Annotated in this window: 17 protein-coding genes; 7 read left to right on the top strand and 10 right to left on the bottom strand. The window is 69.0% G+C overall.

Features of this window, described 5'->3' with window-relative positions; all coding sequences use genetic code 11:
- Positions 1-52: 52 nt before the first annotated feature.
- Positions 53-736: a DUF2270 domain-containing protein gene (locus HARCEL1_RS03480; RefSeq protein ID WP_108381212.1), complete on the top strand. Its 684-nt coding sequence runs from the start codon at positions 53-55 to the stop codon at positions 734-736.
- On the opposite strand, the gene pth2 is transcribed toward HARCEL1_RS03480, so the two are convergent.
- A complete protein-coding gene (pth2, locus tag HARCEL1_RS03475; RefSeq protein ID WP_108381211.1) occupies positions 730-1,068 on the bottom strand; it encodes a peptidyl-tRNA hydrolase Pth2 in 339 nt (112 codons plus the stop codon). The two genes, HARCEL1_RS03480 and pth2, sit on opposite strands and share 7 nt — an antisense overlap.
- Positions 1,069-1,207: 139 nt before the next feature.
- Here pth2 and HARCEL1_RS03470 point away from each other — a divergent pair, with 139 nt between their 5' ends.
- Positions 1,208-1,762, top strand: a complete 555-nt coding sequence (locus HARCEL1_RS03470) for a hypothetical protein (RefSeq protein WP_108381210.1) — start codon at positions 1,208-1,210, stop codon at positions 1,760-1,762.
- A 3-nt stretch (positions 1,763-1,765) separates the two neighbouring features.
- Here the strand turns inward: HARCEL1_RS03470 and HARCEL1_RS03465 are convergent, their stop codons facing one another.
- Positions 1,766-2,569 (bottom strand): hypothetical protein, encoded by an 804-nt coding sequence (locus HARCEL1_RS03465; RefSeq protein WP_108381209.1) that lies wholly within the window; start codon positions 2,567-2,569, stop codon positions 1,766-1,768.
- 173 nt (positions 2,570-2,742) lie between these two features.
- Complete coding sequence (locus HARCEL1_RS03460; RefSeq protein WP_108381208.1) at positions 2,743-4,116, bottom strand: phosphoglucomutase/phosphomannomutase family protein; 1,374 nt, start codon at positions 4,114-4,116, stop codon at positions 2,743-2,745.
- A gap of 117 nt (positions 4,117-4,233) precedes the next feature.
- Here HARCEL1_RS03460 and rnz point away from each other — a divergent pair, with 117 nt between their 5' ends.
- The 3 genes from rnz (at position 4,234) to HARCEL1_RS03445 (ending at position 8,411) form a co-directional block, all read left to right on the top strand.
- On the top strand, positions 4,234-5,154 hold the full coding sequence (gene rnz, locus HARCEL1_RS03455) for a ribonuclease Z (RefSeq protein ID WP_108381207.1): 921 nt from the start codon (positions 4,234-4,236) through the stop codon (positions 5,152-5,154).
- A gap of 48 nt (positions 5,155-5,202) precedes the next feature.
- Positions 5,203-6,375 (top strand): sensor histidine kinase, encoded by a 1,173-nt coding sequence (locus HARCEL1_RS03450; RefSeq protein ID WP_108381206.1) that lies wholly within the window; start codon positions 5,203-5,205, stop codon positions 6,373-6,375.
- A 71-nt stretch (positions 6,376-6,446) separates the two neighbouring features.
- Positions 6,447-8,411, top strand: coding sequence for a DUF460 domain-containing protein (locus HARCEL1_RS03445; RefSeq protein ID WP_108384059.1), 1,965 nt, complete (start codon positions 6,447-6,449; stop codon positions 8,409-8,411).
- On the opposite strand, the gene HARCEL1_RS03440 is transcribed toward HARCEL1_RS03445, so the two are convergent.
- Positions 8,377-8,832 (bottom strand): SCP2 sterol-binding domain-containing protein, encoded by a 456-nt coding sequence (locus HARCEL1_RS03440; protein WP_159077002.1) that lies wholly within the window; start codon positions 8,830-8,832, stop codon positions 8,377-8,379. The two genes, HARCEL1_RS03445 and HARCEL1_RS03440, sit on opposite strands and share 35 nt — an antisense overlap.
- A 41-nt stretch (positions 8,833-8,873) precedes the next feature.
- Positions 8,874-10,178 (bottom strand): hemolysin family protein, encoded by a 1,305-nt coding sequence (locus HARCEL1_RS03435; protein WP_108381204.1) that lies wholly within the window; start codon positions 10,176-10,178, stop codon positions 8,874-8,876.
- A gap of 117 nt (positions 10,179-10,295) precedes the next feature.
- Here HARCEL1_RS03435 and HARCEL1_RS03430 point away from each other — a divergent pair, with 117 nt between their 5' ends.
- Complete coding sequence (locus tag HARCEL1_RS03430; RefSeq protein ID WP_108381203.1) at positions 10,296-10,877, top strand: L-threonylcarbamoyladenylate synthase; 582 nt, start codon at positions 10,296-10,298, stop codon at positions 10,875-10,877.
- Here HARCEL1_RS03430 and HARCEL1_RS03425 read toward each other — a convergent pair.
- Positions 10,860-11,513, bottom strand: a complete 654-nt coding sequence (locus HARCEL1_RS03425) for a hypothetical protein (RefSeq protein ID WP_108381202.1) — start codon at positions 11,511-11,513, stop codon at positions 10,860-10,862. The two genes, HARCEL1_RS03430 and HARCEL1_RS03425, sit on opposite strands and share 18 nt — an antisense overlap.
- Before the next feature lie 85 nt (positions 11,514-11,598).
- Here HARCEL1_RS03425 and HARCEL1_RS03420 point away from each other — a divergent pair, with 85 nt between their 5' ends.
- A complete protein-coding gene (locus HARCEL1_RS03420) occupies positions 11,599-12,339 on the top strand; it encodes a hypothetical protein (protein ID WP_108381201.1) in 741 nt (246 codons plus the stop codon).
- 21 nt (positions 12,340-12,360) lie between these two features.
- Here HARCEL1_RS03420 and HARCEL1_RS03415 read toward each other — a convergent pair whose 3' ends face one another.
- From HARCEL1_RS03415 to HARCEL1_RS03400, 4 genes are all read right to left on the bottom strand, one after another.
- On the bottom strand, positions 12,361-12,615 hold the full coding sequence (locus tag HARCEL1_RS03415) for a type II toxin-antitoxin system HicA family toxin (protein WP_108381200.1): 255 nt from the start codon (positions 12,613-12,615) through the stop codon (positions 12,361-12,363).
- A gap of 3 nt (positions 12,616-12,618) precedes the next feature.
- Positions 12,619-12,903, bottom strand: a complete 285-nt coding sequence (locus HARCEL1_RS03410; RefSeq protein WP_108381199.1) for a type II toxin-antitoxin system HicB family antitoxin — start codon at positions 12,901-12,903, stop codon at positions 12,619-12,621.
- A 113-nt stretch (positions 12,904-13,016) separates the two neighbouring features.
- On the bottom strand, positions 13,017-13,397 hold the full coding sequence (locus HARCEL1_RS03405) for a DUF4260 domain-containing protein (RefSeq protein WP_108381198.1): 381 nt from the start codon (positions 13,395-13,397) through the stop codon (positions 13,017-13,019).
- 84 nt (positions 13,398-13,481) lie between these two features.
- Complete coding sequence (locus HARCEL1_RS03400) at positions 13,482-14,108, bottom strand: hypothetical protein (protein WP_108381197.1); 627 nt, start codon at positions 14,106-14,108, stop codon at positions 13,482-13,484.
- Between the last annotated feature and the right edge of the window lie 42 nt (positions 14,109-14,150).

The following is a 14,150-nucleotide window of genomic DNA, read 5'->3' as shown; positions in this document are numbered from 1 at the left end:
CCGACGCCGAGCACCGCGCGCGCTGGACGGCGATCCACGGCGACGGGCGACGATGAGCGACGATCGGTCCGAGAAGGCGGCGACGGGGACGGACCTGCTCGAAGAGGGGATGGGCCCCGGATCAGCGATGGCCCACCTCTATCGTGGCGAGATCCACCGGATGACGGTCTGGCGCGAGCGACTCGATCGGACGACGAACTGGGCGGTCATCGTCGTCGCGGCGGTGCTCACGTGGGCGTTTTCGAGTCCGGACCACCCCCACTACATCATCCTCATCGGAATGGCGGCGGTCGGAGTCTTCCTGGGGATCGAGGCACGGCGGTATCGGGGCTACGAGATCTGGCGCTCGCGTGTGCGACGCCTCCAGCGCAACCTCTGGACGCTCGGCCTCGATCCCGACCGAGAGGTCCCCGAAGCGTCGTGGCGAGAGCGACTCGCGGCGGACTACAGCGATCCCGCGATCTGTATCTCCATGGAGGAGGCCATCGCCCACCGCCTCCGGCGGATCTATCTCCCCCTGCTCGGCCTGCTCGCGGCGGCGTGGGTCGCCCGGATCACCGCGTTCAGCGACCTCGGGACGATGGAGGCGGCGGCGATCGGTCGACTGCCCGGGTGGCTCGTGGTCGGTGGCGTCGTCGCGGTGGGGCTCGGCACCCTCGCCGTCGCCTTTCGCCCACGCGACTGGCGAGTCGGGGGCGAACTCCTCCACGAAGACCTCCGCGAGCCCGATCAATAAAGCGAGAGATCGCCGGTGATCGCGTCGACGTCCGCCACGGGCGCGGGCCCGATCGCGACCGCGGACTGGGTCCCGGGATCGAGTTGCGTCCGCCCGGCGTCGGTCACCAACCCGTGGGGCAGACGGGCGCGACGCGCCTGATCGGCCAGATCGGAGAGTGCGTCCGCGCCGGCGACGCCGAGGACGACTTTGGTCTGGCCGCCGCGTTTCCACGCGTCGATCGCATCGTCGCTGGCGTCTTCGTAGGCCATCAGCGACGCGTGGGCGACCTGCGCGGCGAGTTTCCCCTCGCCCATTCCGAGATCCGTCCGGGCGACGATCGCCTGTTTCATGTCCACGCAAGGCCGGGCCCGGCCTTGAGCGTGACCATCCCGGTCCACGTGGTTGGCACACCGTCTCGCGGGACCGCTCGCCCCATCGATCGACGGCACGGATCGTCACGCCTTCGGATCCCGCGTCGAAGCGTCAGACATGCACGCGACCGACGATCGATCGACCGACGAAGTCCTGGCAATCGCCGCCGACCGTGCCGCCGAGGACGACTACCCGGTGGTCGTCGCCTCGACGACCGGCGCGACCGGAGAAGCCGCCGCCGAGCAGATCGACCGCCAGGTGACGGTCGTCGGCCACGCCGCTGGGTTCGACGACCCGAACACCCAGGAGTTCGACGCCGACGCGCGCGCCGCGATCGAAGCGGCGGGCGGAACGGTCCTCACGGGCACGATGCCGTTTCACACCGTAAATCGTGCGATCGACGGCCGGGGCGGGGCGAGTCCGTCGACGGTCGCCGCCGACACGCTCCGACTGTTCGGCCAGGGCACGAAAGTCGCCCTGGAGGTCGTCACGATCGCCGCCGACGCCGGGGCGATCGGCGTGGGCCAGCCAGTCGTCGGCGTCGGTGGGACCGGCGAGGGATGCGACACCGTGCTCGTCGTCGAGGCCGCGACGAGCGCCGACCTCTTCGAGGCCCGGGTCCGGGAGGTCGTCGCGAAGCCGACCGATCCCGCGAACATGCCCTTCTATTGATCGTCATTCGCCCCGGTCGGCGAGCGCCGTCGCGACCCGCCCTCCGAGCGCCCCCCGCAGGTCGGACGGGTCGACCACCGCGTCGATCGCCGCCCACTCCTCGCGAACGAGCAGTTCGAACAGGCGATCCGCGACGGCCGACCGGTCCGAGGCCAGTTCGATCGCACGATCGAGGCGCGCGTCGGTGACCAGGTGTTCGGCCGCAACGTCGGGGTCGTCGGGCAGCGGGTCTGACTCCCCAGAGCCCACGTCAGTCACGAGCGCGTGATCGCCGCGTTTGTTCCGGATCAACACGCCCGCGGCGGGCCCGTCCCGAACCGACGAGTCGGGGATGGCGATCGATTCCGGGTCGAAGTCGCGGGCGCGACGCTCGCGGGCAATGGTCGGGAGCGTCGCCAGGCCGATGCCCTCGAAGGCCCGTTCCGCCGCGTCGGGCGCGAGCCACCGGTCGCGCGCGGCGTCGTGGATCGCGACGCCGACGATCGGAGGCAGTGCGGTCCAATCGTAGTCCAGTCCCTCGTTGCGTGGCGCGACGAGCACGAGCGTCACGGCCGACGGATCCGCGGTCGCTTCGCGCAGCGCCGCACGATCGAGGTCGGTCCGGAGCGCGCGAATCGGCCAGCGCAGGTCGACCGGCGGGTCGCGGTCGTCGATCCGTCCGCGTGCGCCGTCGACGCGGATCTGTCCCGACGCGTCGAGGCGCGCGCGGAGCAGTGGTCCGGGCAGCCATTCCGAGAGCCAGAGGTGCCCCGACTCGAACAGTGCGGGTGCGTCGTGCGGCGCGGGGAGATCGGGCACTGCGTGCATGAGCAGTCGTTCGATCGGGCCCCACCCTATGGTTGCGGTGTTGCCCACATTCAAGACGGCCCCCCGCCAACGCCCTCTATGAGCACGGCCACGAAAATCGTCCTCGCGACACTGGGTGGATCGATCGGCGGCGTCCTGATCGTCGCGGCGCTCGTTCTCGTCTGAGTCGAGACCTACAGCAGGGGTTCGACCAGATCGGTCCCGGCGTCGAGCAGGTCCGCGACCCGCGACTCGCTGTCGGCCTCGGCGTAGATCCGCAGTTTGGGTTCGGTCCCGCTGGGCCGGACGAGGAGCCACCCACCGTCCGCGAGCACGATCTTGAACCCGTCGACGTCGTTGACCCGTTCGACCGCCGCACCGGCGACCGCGTCGGGCAGTGCCTCGGCAAGTTGGTCGAGGACGGCGGCCTTCCGATCGTCCGGACAGTCCAGACTGACCTTGTCCTGGACGATGTCGCCGTGCGTCGCGAGCAACTCGTCGACGCGGTCGTCCAGCGGGCGCGCGTCGGTCGCGACGGCGGCGAGCAGGCCCATGAGCACGCCGTCTTTCTCACGGACGTGCCCGCGGATCGAGAACCCGCCGCTCTCCTCGCCGCCCATCAGCGCGTCCTCGTCGGCCATCGCCTGCGCGATCCACTTGAACCCGACCGGCGTCTCGATCACCTCGGTGTCGTGGGCCTCCGCGATCCGATCGATCAGTGAGGTCGTCGAGACCGACCGGATCGCCGGCCCCGTATCGGTTTCGAGCAGGTAGTCGTACAGCGCCGCAAAGAGGAGGTTCTCGTCAAGGACGCCGCGCTCGGGCGTGACGACCGCAACGCGGTCGGCGTCGCCGTCGTTGGCGACCCCCAGATCAGCGTCGTGGGCCGCGACGGCCTCAACCAGGCCCTCCAGGCGGTCCGGCGAGGGCTCGGGGTGGGTCCCACCGAACTCGTCGTCCTGTTCACACCGCAAGCGGTGGACGGTCGCGCCCGCGCGTTCGAGCAGGCGATCGGTGTAGCCGCGGCCGCTGCCGTGCATCGCGTCGTAGACGACGGTGACGTCGGTATCACCCACCAACTCACGGGCGTGGCTGGCGTAGCTCTCGAAGGGATCGAGCGTCCGGATCGTCCCGCGATGCGGTCGCGGAAGCAGGTCTGGCTCCCGCAAATTCGCCTCGATCTGATCGGTCACCTCGGGGAGCGCGGGCGCCCCGCTCTGGGGGATGAACTTCACGCCGTTGTACTCCGGGGGGTTGTGCGAGGCGGTGAGCATGAGCGCGCCCGCGAGGTGCTTCTCGACGATCGCATACGCGACCAGCGGCGTCGGGAGGTCCCGCTCGGGGACGTAGACGTCGTGAGCGTTGCCCGCGAGGACCTCCGCGAGCGCGTCCGCGAACTCCGGCGAGGACGGCCGGGCGTCGTAGCCGACCGCGACGGGCCGGCCCGCCAGACCGGCGTCCGAGAGGTAGTCCGCCACGGCCTGACCGACCATTCGCACGCGGTCTTCGGTGAACGTATCGAGTGTGTCCCGCCAGCCGTCGGTACCGAACGAGATCGGGGTCTCCATATCCGAATTCAGCCAGGTCGGCGGCATAAACCCCCGCTTTCCGGACTGCGCTGGGACGGTCGCGTCGCCCGACCGTCGATCGATGGGGGTTTGGCGCTGGCCGGGTGACCCCCGCCTATGCACGTGACCTTCCTCGGCACCAGCGGGGCCGTCCCGACCACCGAGCGCAACCCCTCCGCCGTCATGCTCGAACGCGAGGGTGACCGGCTCCTCTTTGACGCCGGGGAAGGCACCCAACGCCAGATGATGCGCTACGGGACGGGCTTCGACGTCGATCACGTCTTCATCACCCACCTCCACGGCGATCACGTCCTCGGATTGCCCGGCTTGCTCCAGACCTGGGATTTCAACGATCGCTCCGATCCCGTCGCGATCCACGTCCCGCGTGGCACGCGCGGGCGCATCCGGCGGTTGATCGACGCGGTCGGTGAGCCCTCGCTTTCGGTGCGGATTCACGAGGTCGGCGGCGGCGATGTCGCCCTCGACGCCGAGGAGTACCGCATCACGGCCGTCGAGACCACCCACCGGACGACCTCCGTGGGGTACGTCCTGATCGAGGCGGATCGGAAAGGTCGATTCGACCGCGAGAAGGCCGAAGACGAACTGGGGATTCCACCCGGGCCGAAGTACGGCCGCCTGCACCGGGGCGAACCGATCGAGCACGACGGACGGACGATCCAGCCCGAGGAGGTCGTCGGTCCACCTCGCCCGGGTCGACGGGTGGTCTACACCGGCGACACGATGGCGACGACGGCCGTGCGTGAGGCCGCCACCGAGGCCGACCTCCTCGTTCACGACGCGACGTTCGCGGAGGACCGCCGCGAGCGCGCCCGCGCGACCGGGCACGCGACCGCGCGGGACGCGGGCGAACTCGCCCAGCGCGCCGGCGCGACCCGACTGGCGCTGACCCACGTCTCCGCCCGGTACGCCGGCAACGCCGACCGCCTCCGCGAGGAGGCCGCCGCGGTGTTCGACGGCGAGGTCGTCCTCGCTCGCGACGGCCTCCAGATCGACGTCCCGTTCCCGGAATCGGGCTGACGCGACGAATCGAAAAATTTTCACGAGTGGAACGTGTTTTATTTTACGATGCTTGAGGGCGTGAGCGAACGGGTCCGCGCGGTCCCCCCGATCGCGGTCCGGGGAGCGTTCGGCGCGGTCATCGCGCTCGTCGCCCTCGAACTCGGCCTCGCGATCGCGATCCGTCTGGGCGCGCTCGACGGGGCGCTCGCACTCGTCCTCGGTGGGCTCGTCCCACTCGCACTGGCCGCCCTCCAGGTCGTCGGCGCGATCACCGTCGTCACCGGCGCGTTCGACGCGCGCGAGACGGTCACGCTCGGGGCCTGGTATCTCGGCGGACTGGTGGTCGCGCTCGCCGTCGCGCTCGCGGCGGTCGTGCGCCTGGGTGTCGGCCCCGTCGCGGGACTGGGTCACCCGATCGTCCTCGGCAACATGACCGGCGGCGCCCTCGGCGGCCTGTTCGTCGGGCTGTACGCCGTCCGGAGCCAGCGTCGGGCCGCCGATCTGGCGACCGAGCGGGCGCGACTGGCGTCCGAACACGAACAACTGGTCTTGCTCAACCGGATCGTCCGTCACGACGTCGCGAACCACCTCCAGGTGATCGCTGGCGTGGCCGACCACCTCGACGGGCGGGTCGACCCCGAGGCCGAGAGCGCGGTCGCACGCCTCCAGCGGACGACCGACGACGCCATCGAGTTGACCGATCGCATGCGGAAGTTCGTCGACGTGTTCGCCGGCGACGCCGACCGCGACCGACGGGCGATCGATCTGGGGCGCGTCCTCTCGACCCAGGTCGAGAATTCGCGCGACGTCTTCCCCCACGCCGAGATTCGACTGGGGCCGTACCCGGACGTCGACGTCTGGGCCGACGAGTTACTCTCGACGATATATCACAACCTCATCACGAACGCGATCAAACACAACGACGGCGACCCGACCGTCGAGATCAGCGGATCGGTCACGGACGATCGGGTTCGCGTCCGGATTGCCGACGACGGCCCCGGTGTCGAACCGGGCCGGATGGAGGGCCTGCTCGACCGCGAGTTCGCCCCGGAAGAGAGTGGGGAGGGCGTCGGGCTGTATCTGGTCGCGACGCTGGTCGCCCACTACGACGGCGACGTCTGGGTCGAGCGCAACGACCCCCGCGGGAGCGTCTTCGTCGTCGAACTCCCGGTGGCCGATGCGATCAACCGTGGCGACGAAGCATCCGTCGCGGAGCGGTCGCCCACGAACGGGACGTAGTCTACGTGGGGTCGCGGTCCAGGCCTCGTCGATCGTGGGGTTCAATCACGCGCATCGCGTTGGTCGACCCAGTGAGCGACCGGACCCGCGCACTCGACGAGACGGTCTTCGGCGTGGACGTCCAGTCGGGTGACGTCCGCGGGGACGCCCCCCAGTACGCCCTGGCCGAACTCGACGACGACCTCGTGCGCGCGACGGTCAGCCGTCGACAGCTGTTCGGGCGGATCGAGGCGGCCGAACCGGCGATCGTCGCGACGGACAACGTCTACGAACTCGCCGAAGATCGCGACGCCTTGATCGACCTCTTGAGAGGGCTGCCTGCCGGGACCCGGCTGGTCCAGGTGACCGGCGGGCCCGACCCCGAACCGCTCTCGCGCGTCGCGAATCGCCACGACGTCCCCTACGACCGGGATCCCATGGCCGAGGCGACCGCGAGCGCACACCTCGCCGCGGCGGGGGTCGGCACTGTCGTCTCCGCGTTCACCGATCGCACGCGCGTCAAGGTCTCGCGAGGCCGCTCGCCCGGCAAGGGCGGGTCGAGCGAGGATCGCTACACCCGTCGAATCCACGGCTCGGTCAAGCGCCGCGCCCGCGAGGTCGGTGAGACACTCGACGAGGCCGGCCTCGAATACGACCGCGAGGTGACCGAGAAGTACGGCGGGTTCGCGAACGCCGTCTTCACCGTCGCGGCGACGCCCGCCGAGATCCCCGTGACGACCGGGCGATCGGGCGACGTCCGGGTCACGATCGAGCGCGAGCGCGGCGACGGCATCAGTTTCGAGCCACTCACCCAGCGCCGCGATCACGTCGTCGTCGGGATCGACCCCGGGACGACGACCGCGATCGCACTCGTCGATCTGGACGGGCACCTCCTGGAGGTCACCTCGACGCGGTCGATCGATCGCGGTGGCGTCGTCGAGTGGATCGTCGAGCGCGGGCGGCCGGTGCTCGTCGCCGCGGACGTGACGCCGATGCCCGAGACCGTCGAGAAGATCCGCCGGAGCGTCGAGGCCGCGGGCTGGACGCCGACGAGTGATCTGCCCGTCGATGAGAAAGCCCACCGGACCCGCGAGCACCCCGTCGAGAACGACCACGAACGCGACGCGCTCGCCGCGGCGCTGTTTGCGATCGACGACCACCGCGACCAGTTCGACCGGATCGCCGCGAAAGTGCCCGCCGACGTCGATCGCGGGACGGTCATTCGGCGCGTCCTGACCGAGGAGACCAGCGTCGAGGTCGTCCTCGCGGACCTCGACAGCGATCCGAACGACGGGGAAACGGGCACGAGGGGCGCCGAGTACGAGACTCGCCGTCGGGCCGACGAACTCGCAGAGCGCGTCGCAGAACTCGAAGCGTACGTCGCGGACCTGGAACGCGAACTGGCGGACCGTGACGCGACGATCGAGGAGTACGAGCAGAAACTGCGCGACGCGCGCTCCGCAGAGCGGTCGGACCTGCGCGAGCGCCGCGAAGTGAGTCGCCTCGAACGCGAGATCGACCGCCTGGAGCGCGAACTCGACGACGAACGCGAGCGCGTCGAATCCCTGGAGGGCAAACTCGAACGGCTCAAGGCGCTCTGGAAACTCGATCACGACGACTTCGCCGACGTCGACCGCAAGGCGAGCGCGGAGTTGACGCCCGTCAAGGTCGTCGAGAAGTTCACCGAGGCGGCGATCCGCGACGCCGACGAGCGATTCGGCGTCGTCGAAGGCGACGTCGTCCTCTTTCGTGACGCCACCGGGGCGGGGACCTCGACGGCCCGATTGCTCGCGGACATCGGGCCGCGACTCGTGCTCCGGACCGGTGGGCTCTCCGATCAGTCCGATCGGGTGCTGTTCGAAGAGGGAGTGCCGGTCGCACCCGCCGAGGCGGTGACCGTCCAGGAGGTCGACGAACTCGCCGTCGCACGCGAATCCGACGTCGAGGCGGCGATCGACGAGTGGGAATCGTACGCCGACGAGCGGCGGCGCGAACAGAACGCAGCGATGGTCGAGCGATTGATCAGCGAGCACCGGGCGTCCGGTTCAGACGGGTGAACGTGACGTCGGTCCGGCGGGCCGTCTCGACGAGTTCTGCGAGTGCCGACCGATAGGAGAGCAGTTTCAGCTTCGGTCCGTCGACGTCGAACGGGCCCTGGGTCATGATGCGAGCGACGTCTTCCTCGCCGGTCAAGAGGCGCTCCCAGTCGGCGTAGGTCCCGGCGATCGAGACGCCAAAGGCCACGCTGTCGGGGTCCTCGACGCGACGCGCGCCCAGACAGTCGCCGTCTTCGAGTTCGAGCACGAGGTGCATCGGACCCTCCGGGAGGTGCTCGTCGGACTCGATCGTCAGGAGGATGTCGCCGTCGAACGAGACGCCCCATCCTGCCGAATGCTCGCTGAACGTCGCGTTGTCGTCGAGACGATCACGGAACGTTCCCACCCAAGAATCCAGATCCTCCGGCCACCGGCACGACATTATCAGAACCAAGCGGCCCGACGCGTATGGGCGTGTCGATCTTACGTCTCTCGTCGTGACAGACGAGCTTTCATGATGCGAGTGTTCTCGACTTCGTCGATGTGGATTTCGAGATCACCGAAGGTGATGACCTCGCCCTCTTCGACGAGACGGCCCGCCCGGTTGAACACGAACCCGGCGATGGTCTCGAACTCCTCGCCCTCGGGAATCTCGACGCCCAGGGCCTCGTTGACCTCCTCGATGTTGACCTCGCCTTTGACGACGACGGTGTCGTCGTCGATCACGTCGATCGGCTCTTCTTCTTCCCCTTCGAGGATCTCCCCCACGATCTCTTCGGTGAGGTCCTCGATCGTGACGATGCCCTCGGTCGTGCCGAACTCGTCGATGACGACGACCATGTGCACCCGCTGGTCGCGCATCTCGGTGAGGAGTTCGTCGACGTTTTTCGATTCGGGGACGTGCAGCGTCGGTTCGATGATGTCCGACAGCGCCGCGTCGTGTTCGCCGTAATCGCGATCACGGACGAGATCACGGATGCTGACGACGCCGATGACGTTGTCGAGACTGCCCTCGAAGACGGGCAAGCGCGTGTGACTCGACTGGACGCAGGTCTCGATCGCCTCTTCGACCGAATCGTCCGCGGAGATCGCCGTCACGTCCAGGCGTGGCGTCATGACCTCCTTCGCGATCGTGTCGTTGAACCTGAGAGTACGCTGGAGCATCTGGCGTTCGTCCTCGTCGAAGACACCCTCGCGCTCGCCGGTCTCGATCAGACTCTGAATCTCCTCGCGCGTGACGTAGGAGGTCTCGATCGCCGTCTCCGAGCCGGTGAGCCATGAGATGACGGTCGTGATCCGATCGAAGAAGATCACCGCGGGTTTGAGCACGAGTTCGGAGACCTGGAGCGGGCGCGAGATCGTGACCGCCCAGGACTCGGTGTTCTCGACCGCGTACGACTTGGGAGCGATCTCCCCGAAGATCAAGACGAGCGTCGTGATCGACGCCGTCGCGGCCGCGACGCCGATGCCGCTGCCCAGATACCGGGCGAGCAGGCCCGTCGCGATCGACGACATCGCGATGTTGACGACGTTGTTGCCCACGAGGATCGTCACGAGCAGTTTGTGGGGGTCCTCTTTGAGTTTCGAGAGGCGTTTCGCGCCGGGAATACCCTCCTCGATCAGGCCGTTCACGCGGTGAGACGGGATCGAAAACATCGCGATCTCCGAGGAGGAGAAAAACGCCGAGAGGACGAGCAAAACGCCGATCACGGTGACGCCGCCGCCGAAGATCACCCATTCGGGGACGAACGTTTCGAGCCCAGTCTGTAAAACGACCAGCGCATGCATCGGACGAAAACGTTTCCGCGCCCCAAAATTAAGGGTTGCCCTCGCGTCGTTCGCTGCCGTCCAGCGGCCCCAGACGAATCCGGGAGCCATTTTGGAGCGCCAGTCCTCCGAACGCGTATGCCCAGTCTCGACGCCGCCGTCTCCGCGATCGAACGCGGCGAGTTGGTCGTCTACCCCACCGAGACCGTCTACGGCCTCGGCGCCGACGCCCTCGACGAACGGGCCGTGAGCAGCGTCTTCGAGGCGAAGGGGCGCGATCGGGATCGACCGATCTCGATGGCCGTGCCGGACCTCGATAGTGCGGCGGAGTACGTCCACCTCGGAGGACGCGAGACGGCGTTCGCAACGGCGTTCCTGCCCGGCCCGGTGACACTCGTCGTCCAGAAGCGATCGGTCGTCCCGGACGCGTTGACCGGTGGCCGCGATCGGGTCGGGGTCCGGATTCCCGATCACCCGATCGCTCGGGACCTGCTCGCCCAGACGGGCCCGCTCACGGCGACGAGTGCGAACCCCAGTGGCGACCGCGCGCCGACGACGGCCGCCGAGATCGACCCCGACATCGAGGACGCGGCGGTCGTCCTCGACGGCGGGCGGGGATCGGGCGCGCCCTCGACGGTCGTCGACGTCGAACAGCGGGAAATCCACCGCCCGGGGGCCGCTGCCGACGCGGTTCGGGAGTGGCTACAGGCCGAGGAGTGACCGGACCGACCGCGTCGGCGTCCCGCACGTCTCCTGGAACTCACAGGCCTCGCATTTCGACGTACTGTCGATCCGTGGGGGCGGATCCTCCATCGCGGCGACCGTCCGGCAGACCTCGCGATACCGCCCGCGTCGTCGCGCTCCGATCGCGATCCGGCGGATCCGCCCGACGGCGGGATACTCGACGGTCGCGTGCTCGACGGGTCCCTCACGGTCGGCCAGCGCCTGTGCGGCGGCGGTCGCCCGGACGGATTGCGGGTCGTACACCCCGGTCTCCGGTGGGGTGCCCGCGCTGACGAGCACCGGTTCGGGCGGGTCGGTGAGGAGTTTGTGGACGATGCCGCCGGCATCGCTGCCCTCGATGTACACCTCCGTCGCCGGGGGATCGACCAGGTCGGCAAAGCGATCGCATCGCTCGCGAGCGCGGTCCATGCGCTCGCGCCAGACCGCGGGGTCGACCGCGAGCGGAGCCTCGCGGCGGGCCACCCGGTCGGCAAGGAGGCGCTCGTACTCGAAGGCGATCGCGCGGCGGGCCGTGACGCGCTCTGGCACCGTCGGCTCGGCGTCGCGACGCTCGTGGTAGTACTGCTGGCGCGGACAGTACGCGGCCCGTTCGAGGTCCCGAAACGATGGCACACCGGGATCGACACGCCGAGAGCCAGAAATCCTTCCGATCGTGGAGAGTCGTGAACGATAAGCGGGGGGCGCCCGAACTGTAGCTATGAGCAACGGGAGCGGGACAGGCCTCGTCGGCGGGCTGGTGGTCGATCTCAAGCGGCTGCACGAGACCTGGATGGAGATCCGCTATCCCAGACAGTTGAACGCCAGTCAGTCGGTGCTCGGCAAGTGGAAGCCCTCGACGACCGCCGGCATGGCCACCTATCGGCTCTGGGCGGCGATCGGGGCCGTCGTCATCGCCGTGCTCTATCCGTTCGTCCTCGCGGGCTACGTGATCCGGTTTCAGGCGGTCAAACTCGACTCGCTGGCCACCCGGATCGGATTGGTCGGCGTACTCGTGCTGGCGGCGATCGCCTGGGGCGGGTTGAGCCTGCTCGTCAGATACGAACTCGGCGTCGTCGCGGGCGGATTCCTCGCGGTCGCGGTGGCGAGCGTCGTCGCCGTCGTCGCCGCGGGCGGAGCCTACCTCACGGGCACCTACGGGGGCCGGGTCTCGACGGTCGTGATCGCGTACCCGCTGGCGGTGACCGCATTCGTCCTCCCGCCGGTCGTCGCCGCACTCTTCTACGCGCCCGTCTACGAGGTGATCGAGCCACTGAGTTCCTCGATCGCCGCGTGGGGACGAGCGCACGTTCTCGCGCCGCTGGGCGTCAGAGACTGGTTCGTCCGAACGTTCGACCTGGAGGGCGCGACCATCGTCGCGCTCTGGGTCATGCTGTCGGTCCCGGTCGGCTGGCTGCTCGGCATCGTCGCGACGCTCGCGGCGTACGTTCGGCCGGAGTGAGACGGGCGAGCGGGACAGTTCTCAGCGATTTCGGTCGATCCACTCACAGAACGCATCGAACTCCCGCGCCCCCGCCTGATCGGCAATGCTCCTGAGCGTGCCGCGATCGAGTTCGTCGTGCAGTGGGACGGGAACGGTTCGAGCGTCACTGTCGTGATCTGCGGGTGGTTCCCATCGAAGGATCGCGTGATCACCGGTCGTCCGATCCCACTCGAAAATCCCGCTGTTCACCATCTCAGTGACGACCTCGACCCCGGAAAACGGTCCGCGAGTCATCGCTCACTCGAAGATATCCGACTCGTCGATCGACCCGGACTCGTTGCGCTCCGGATCGATGCCCGCCTCGCGGAGGTCCGCATCGCTCGGCGGTTCACCAGCCCCACGATAGCCAGCCACCGCCTCGTCGAGGTTGTCGAGGGCGGCCTCGCGGGTCGGGCCCTGGGAGGTGACACCCGTGTCCTCGTCGCGTGCGACCCACAACTCACCACCCTCACCGAGGGTGAGCGAAATGTCGACGGGGAGGACACCGGTTTCCTCCCGGGAATCGTCCGCGTCGATGCTCATGATTCCAGAAAGGCACGGCGGCCAGTTAAACGTGCGGTGAGCAACGACCGATCGGTCGGTCTGGCCGCGACGCTCGTGGCGTCCGTCCGGAGTGAACCACGGTCGGGAGAGCACTACGTCTCGTCGAGTACCTCGGTCGGAACCGGCTGCGTCGAGAGATGCGTCTCTGTGAATCCAGACTCGTATTTCAGGCCGTAGCCGACCAGCCGATCCGCGCCGATATGCCCGATCCAGATCAGCGCGATCAAGAGGGCGAGTCGCGCGTCCAGCCAGACGCCCGCCGCGCCGATCGCGAGCGGGACCGTATAGCTGTGGACGACGTTGTAGCCCAGACTCCCGACCCGCGGGCCCGCGAGGTAGACGACCATCGACAGATCGGGCGCCAGCGCCAGGACGAGGAGCATCCAGATCGGGCCGTCGAGCCAGAGGTACCCGCCGACCGCCAGCGCGAAGACGGCGGCCCCGTCGAGACGAAGGAACGTTCGTGGCTGCATATCCGAGTGACAGACCCGAGCGGCCCTGAAGCTGGCGGCGGGCGGAACGGTGCGTCGAGACGACCGATCGAACCCGGGGTCAGTTCACCCCGACGCCTCGTCGAGCGCGCGCTCCACGCGCTCGCGGTCGATCGGAGTCCCCTCTGGCCCCACCCAGCGGCCCGCGACGACCGGCACCGCGCACGCGGCGACGAGCGCGGCGGGCCCGTCGATCGATCCCTCGATCGTCACGTGCTCGGCGTCGGACTCCGCGGCGACCGCGCGGGCCGCCGCGGCGACCGTCGCGTGATCGACCCCGTCGACCGCCGGCGTCTCCGGGCCGACAGATTCCGGTGGCGGAACGGTGTTCTCCCCCCAGAGGTGGCGCTCGAAGCCGATCGCGTCGGGTGGCGGATCACCGCCGTACCGGACGACCCGACGGGCCGGGTCGGCGTCGAGGGCGTGGCCGGTCGGCGCGAAGGCGACGTCGGCGTCGCCAGGCTCGACGCACACGCGTGCGCCCAGGCTCCAGGCCGCGAGCGTCCCGAGCACGGCAGGCAGCGACGGGCCCACACCGTCGACCACGGCGAGGCGCCCGCCCGCGCGGAGGCCGTGCTGATGGAGGAGGTGGGCACTCTGATGGGCCATCTCAGCGACGCTCGCGGCGTCGAGGTCACGTTCCGGGTCGGCGTAGCCACCCTCTGTCCACGCTATTGGCTCGATGTCGGTCACAGTACCGCCAGGAGAGACAGGCGTTTCAGACTCACGAACCGA

This window comes from Halococcoides cellulosivorans (assembly GCF_003058365.1).
Classification (GTDB): Archaea; Halobacteriota; Halobacteria; order Halobacteriales; family Haloarculaceae; genus Halococcoides; species Halococcoides cellulosivorans.
Note: the sequence above shows the minus strand (reverse complement) of the source record. Positions and strands in the feature narration are given on the sequence as shown.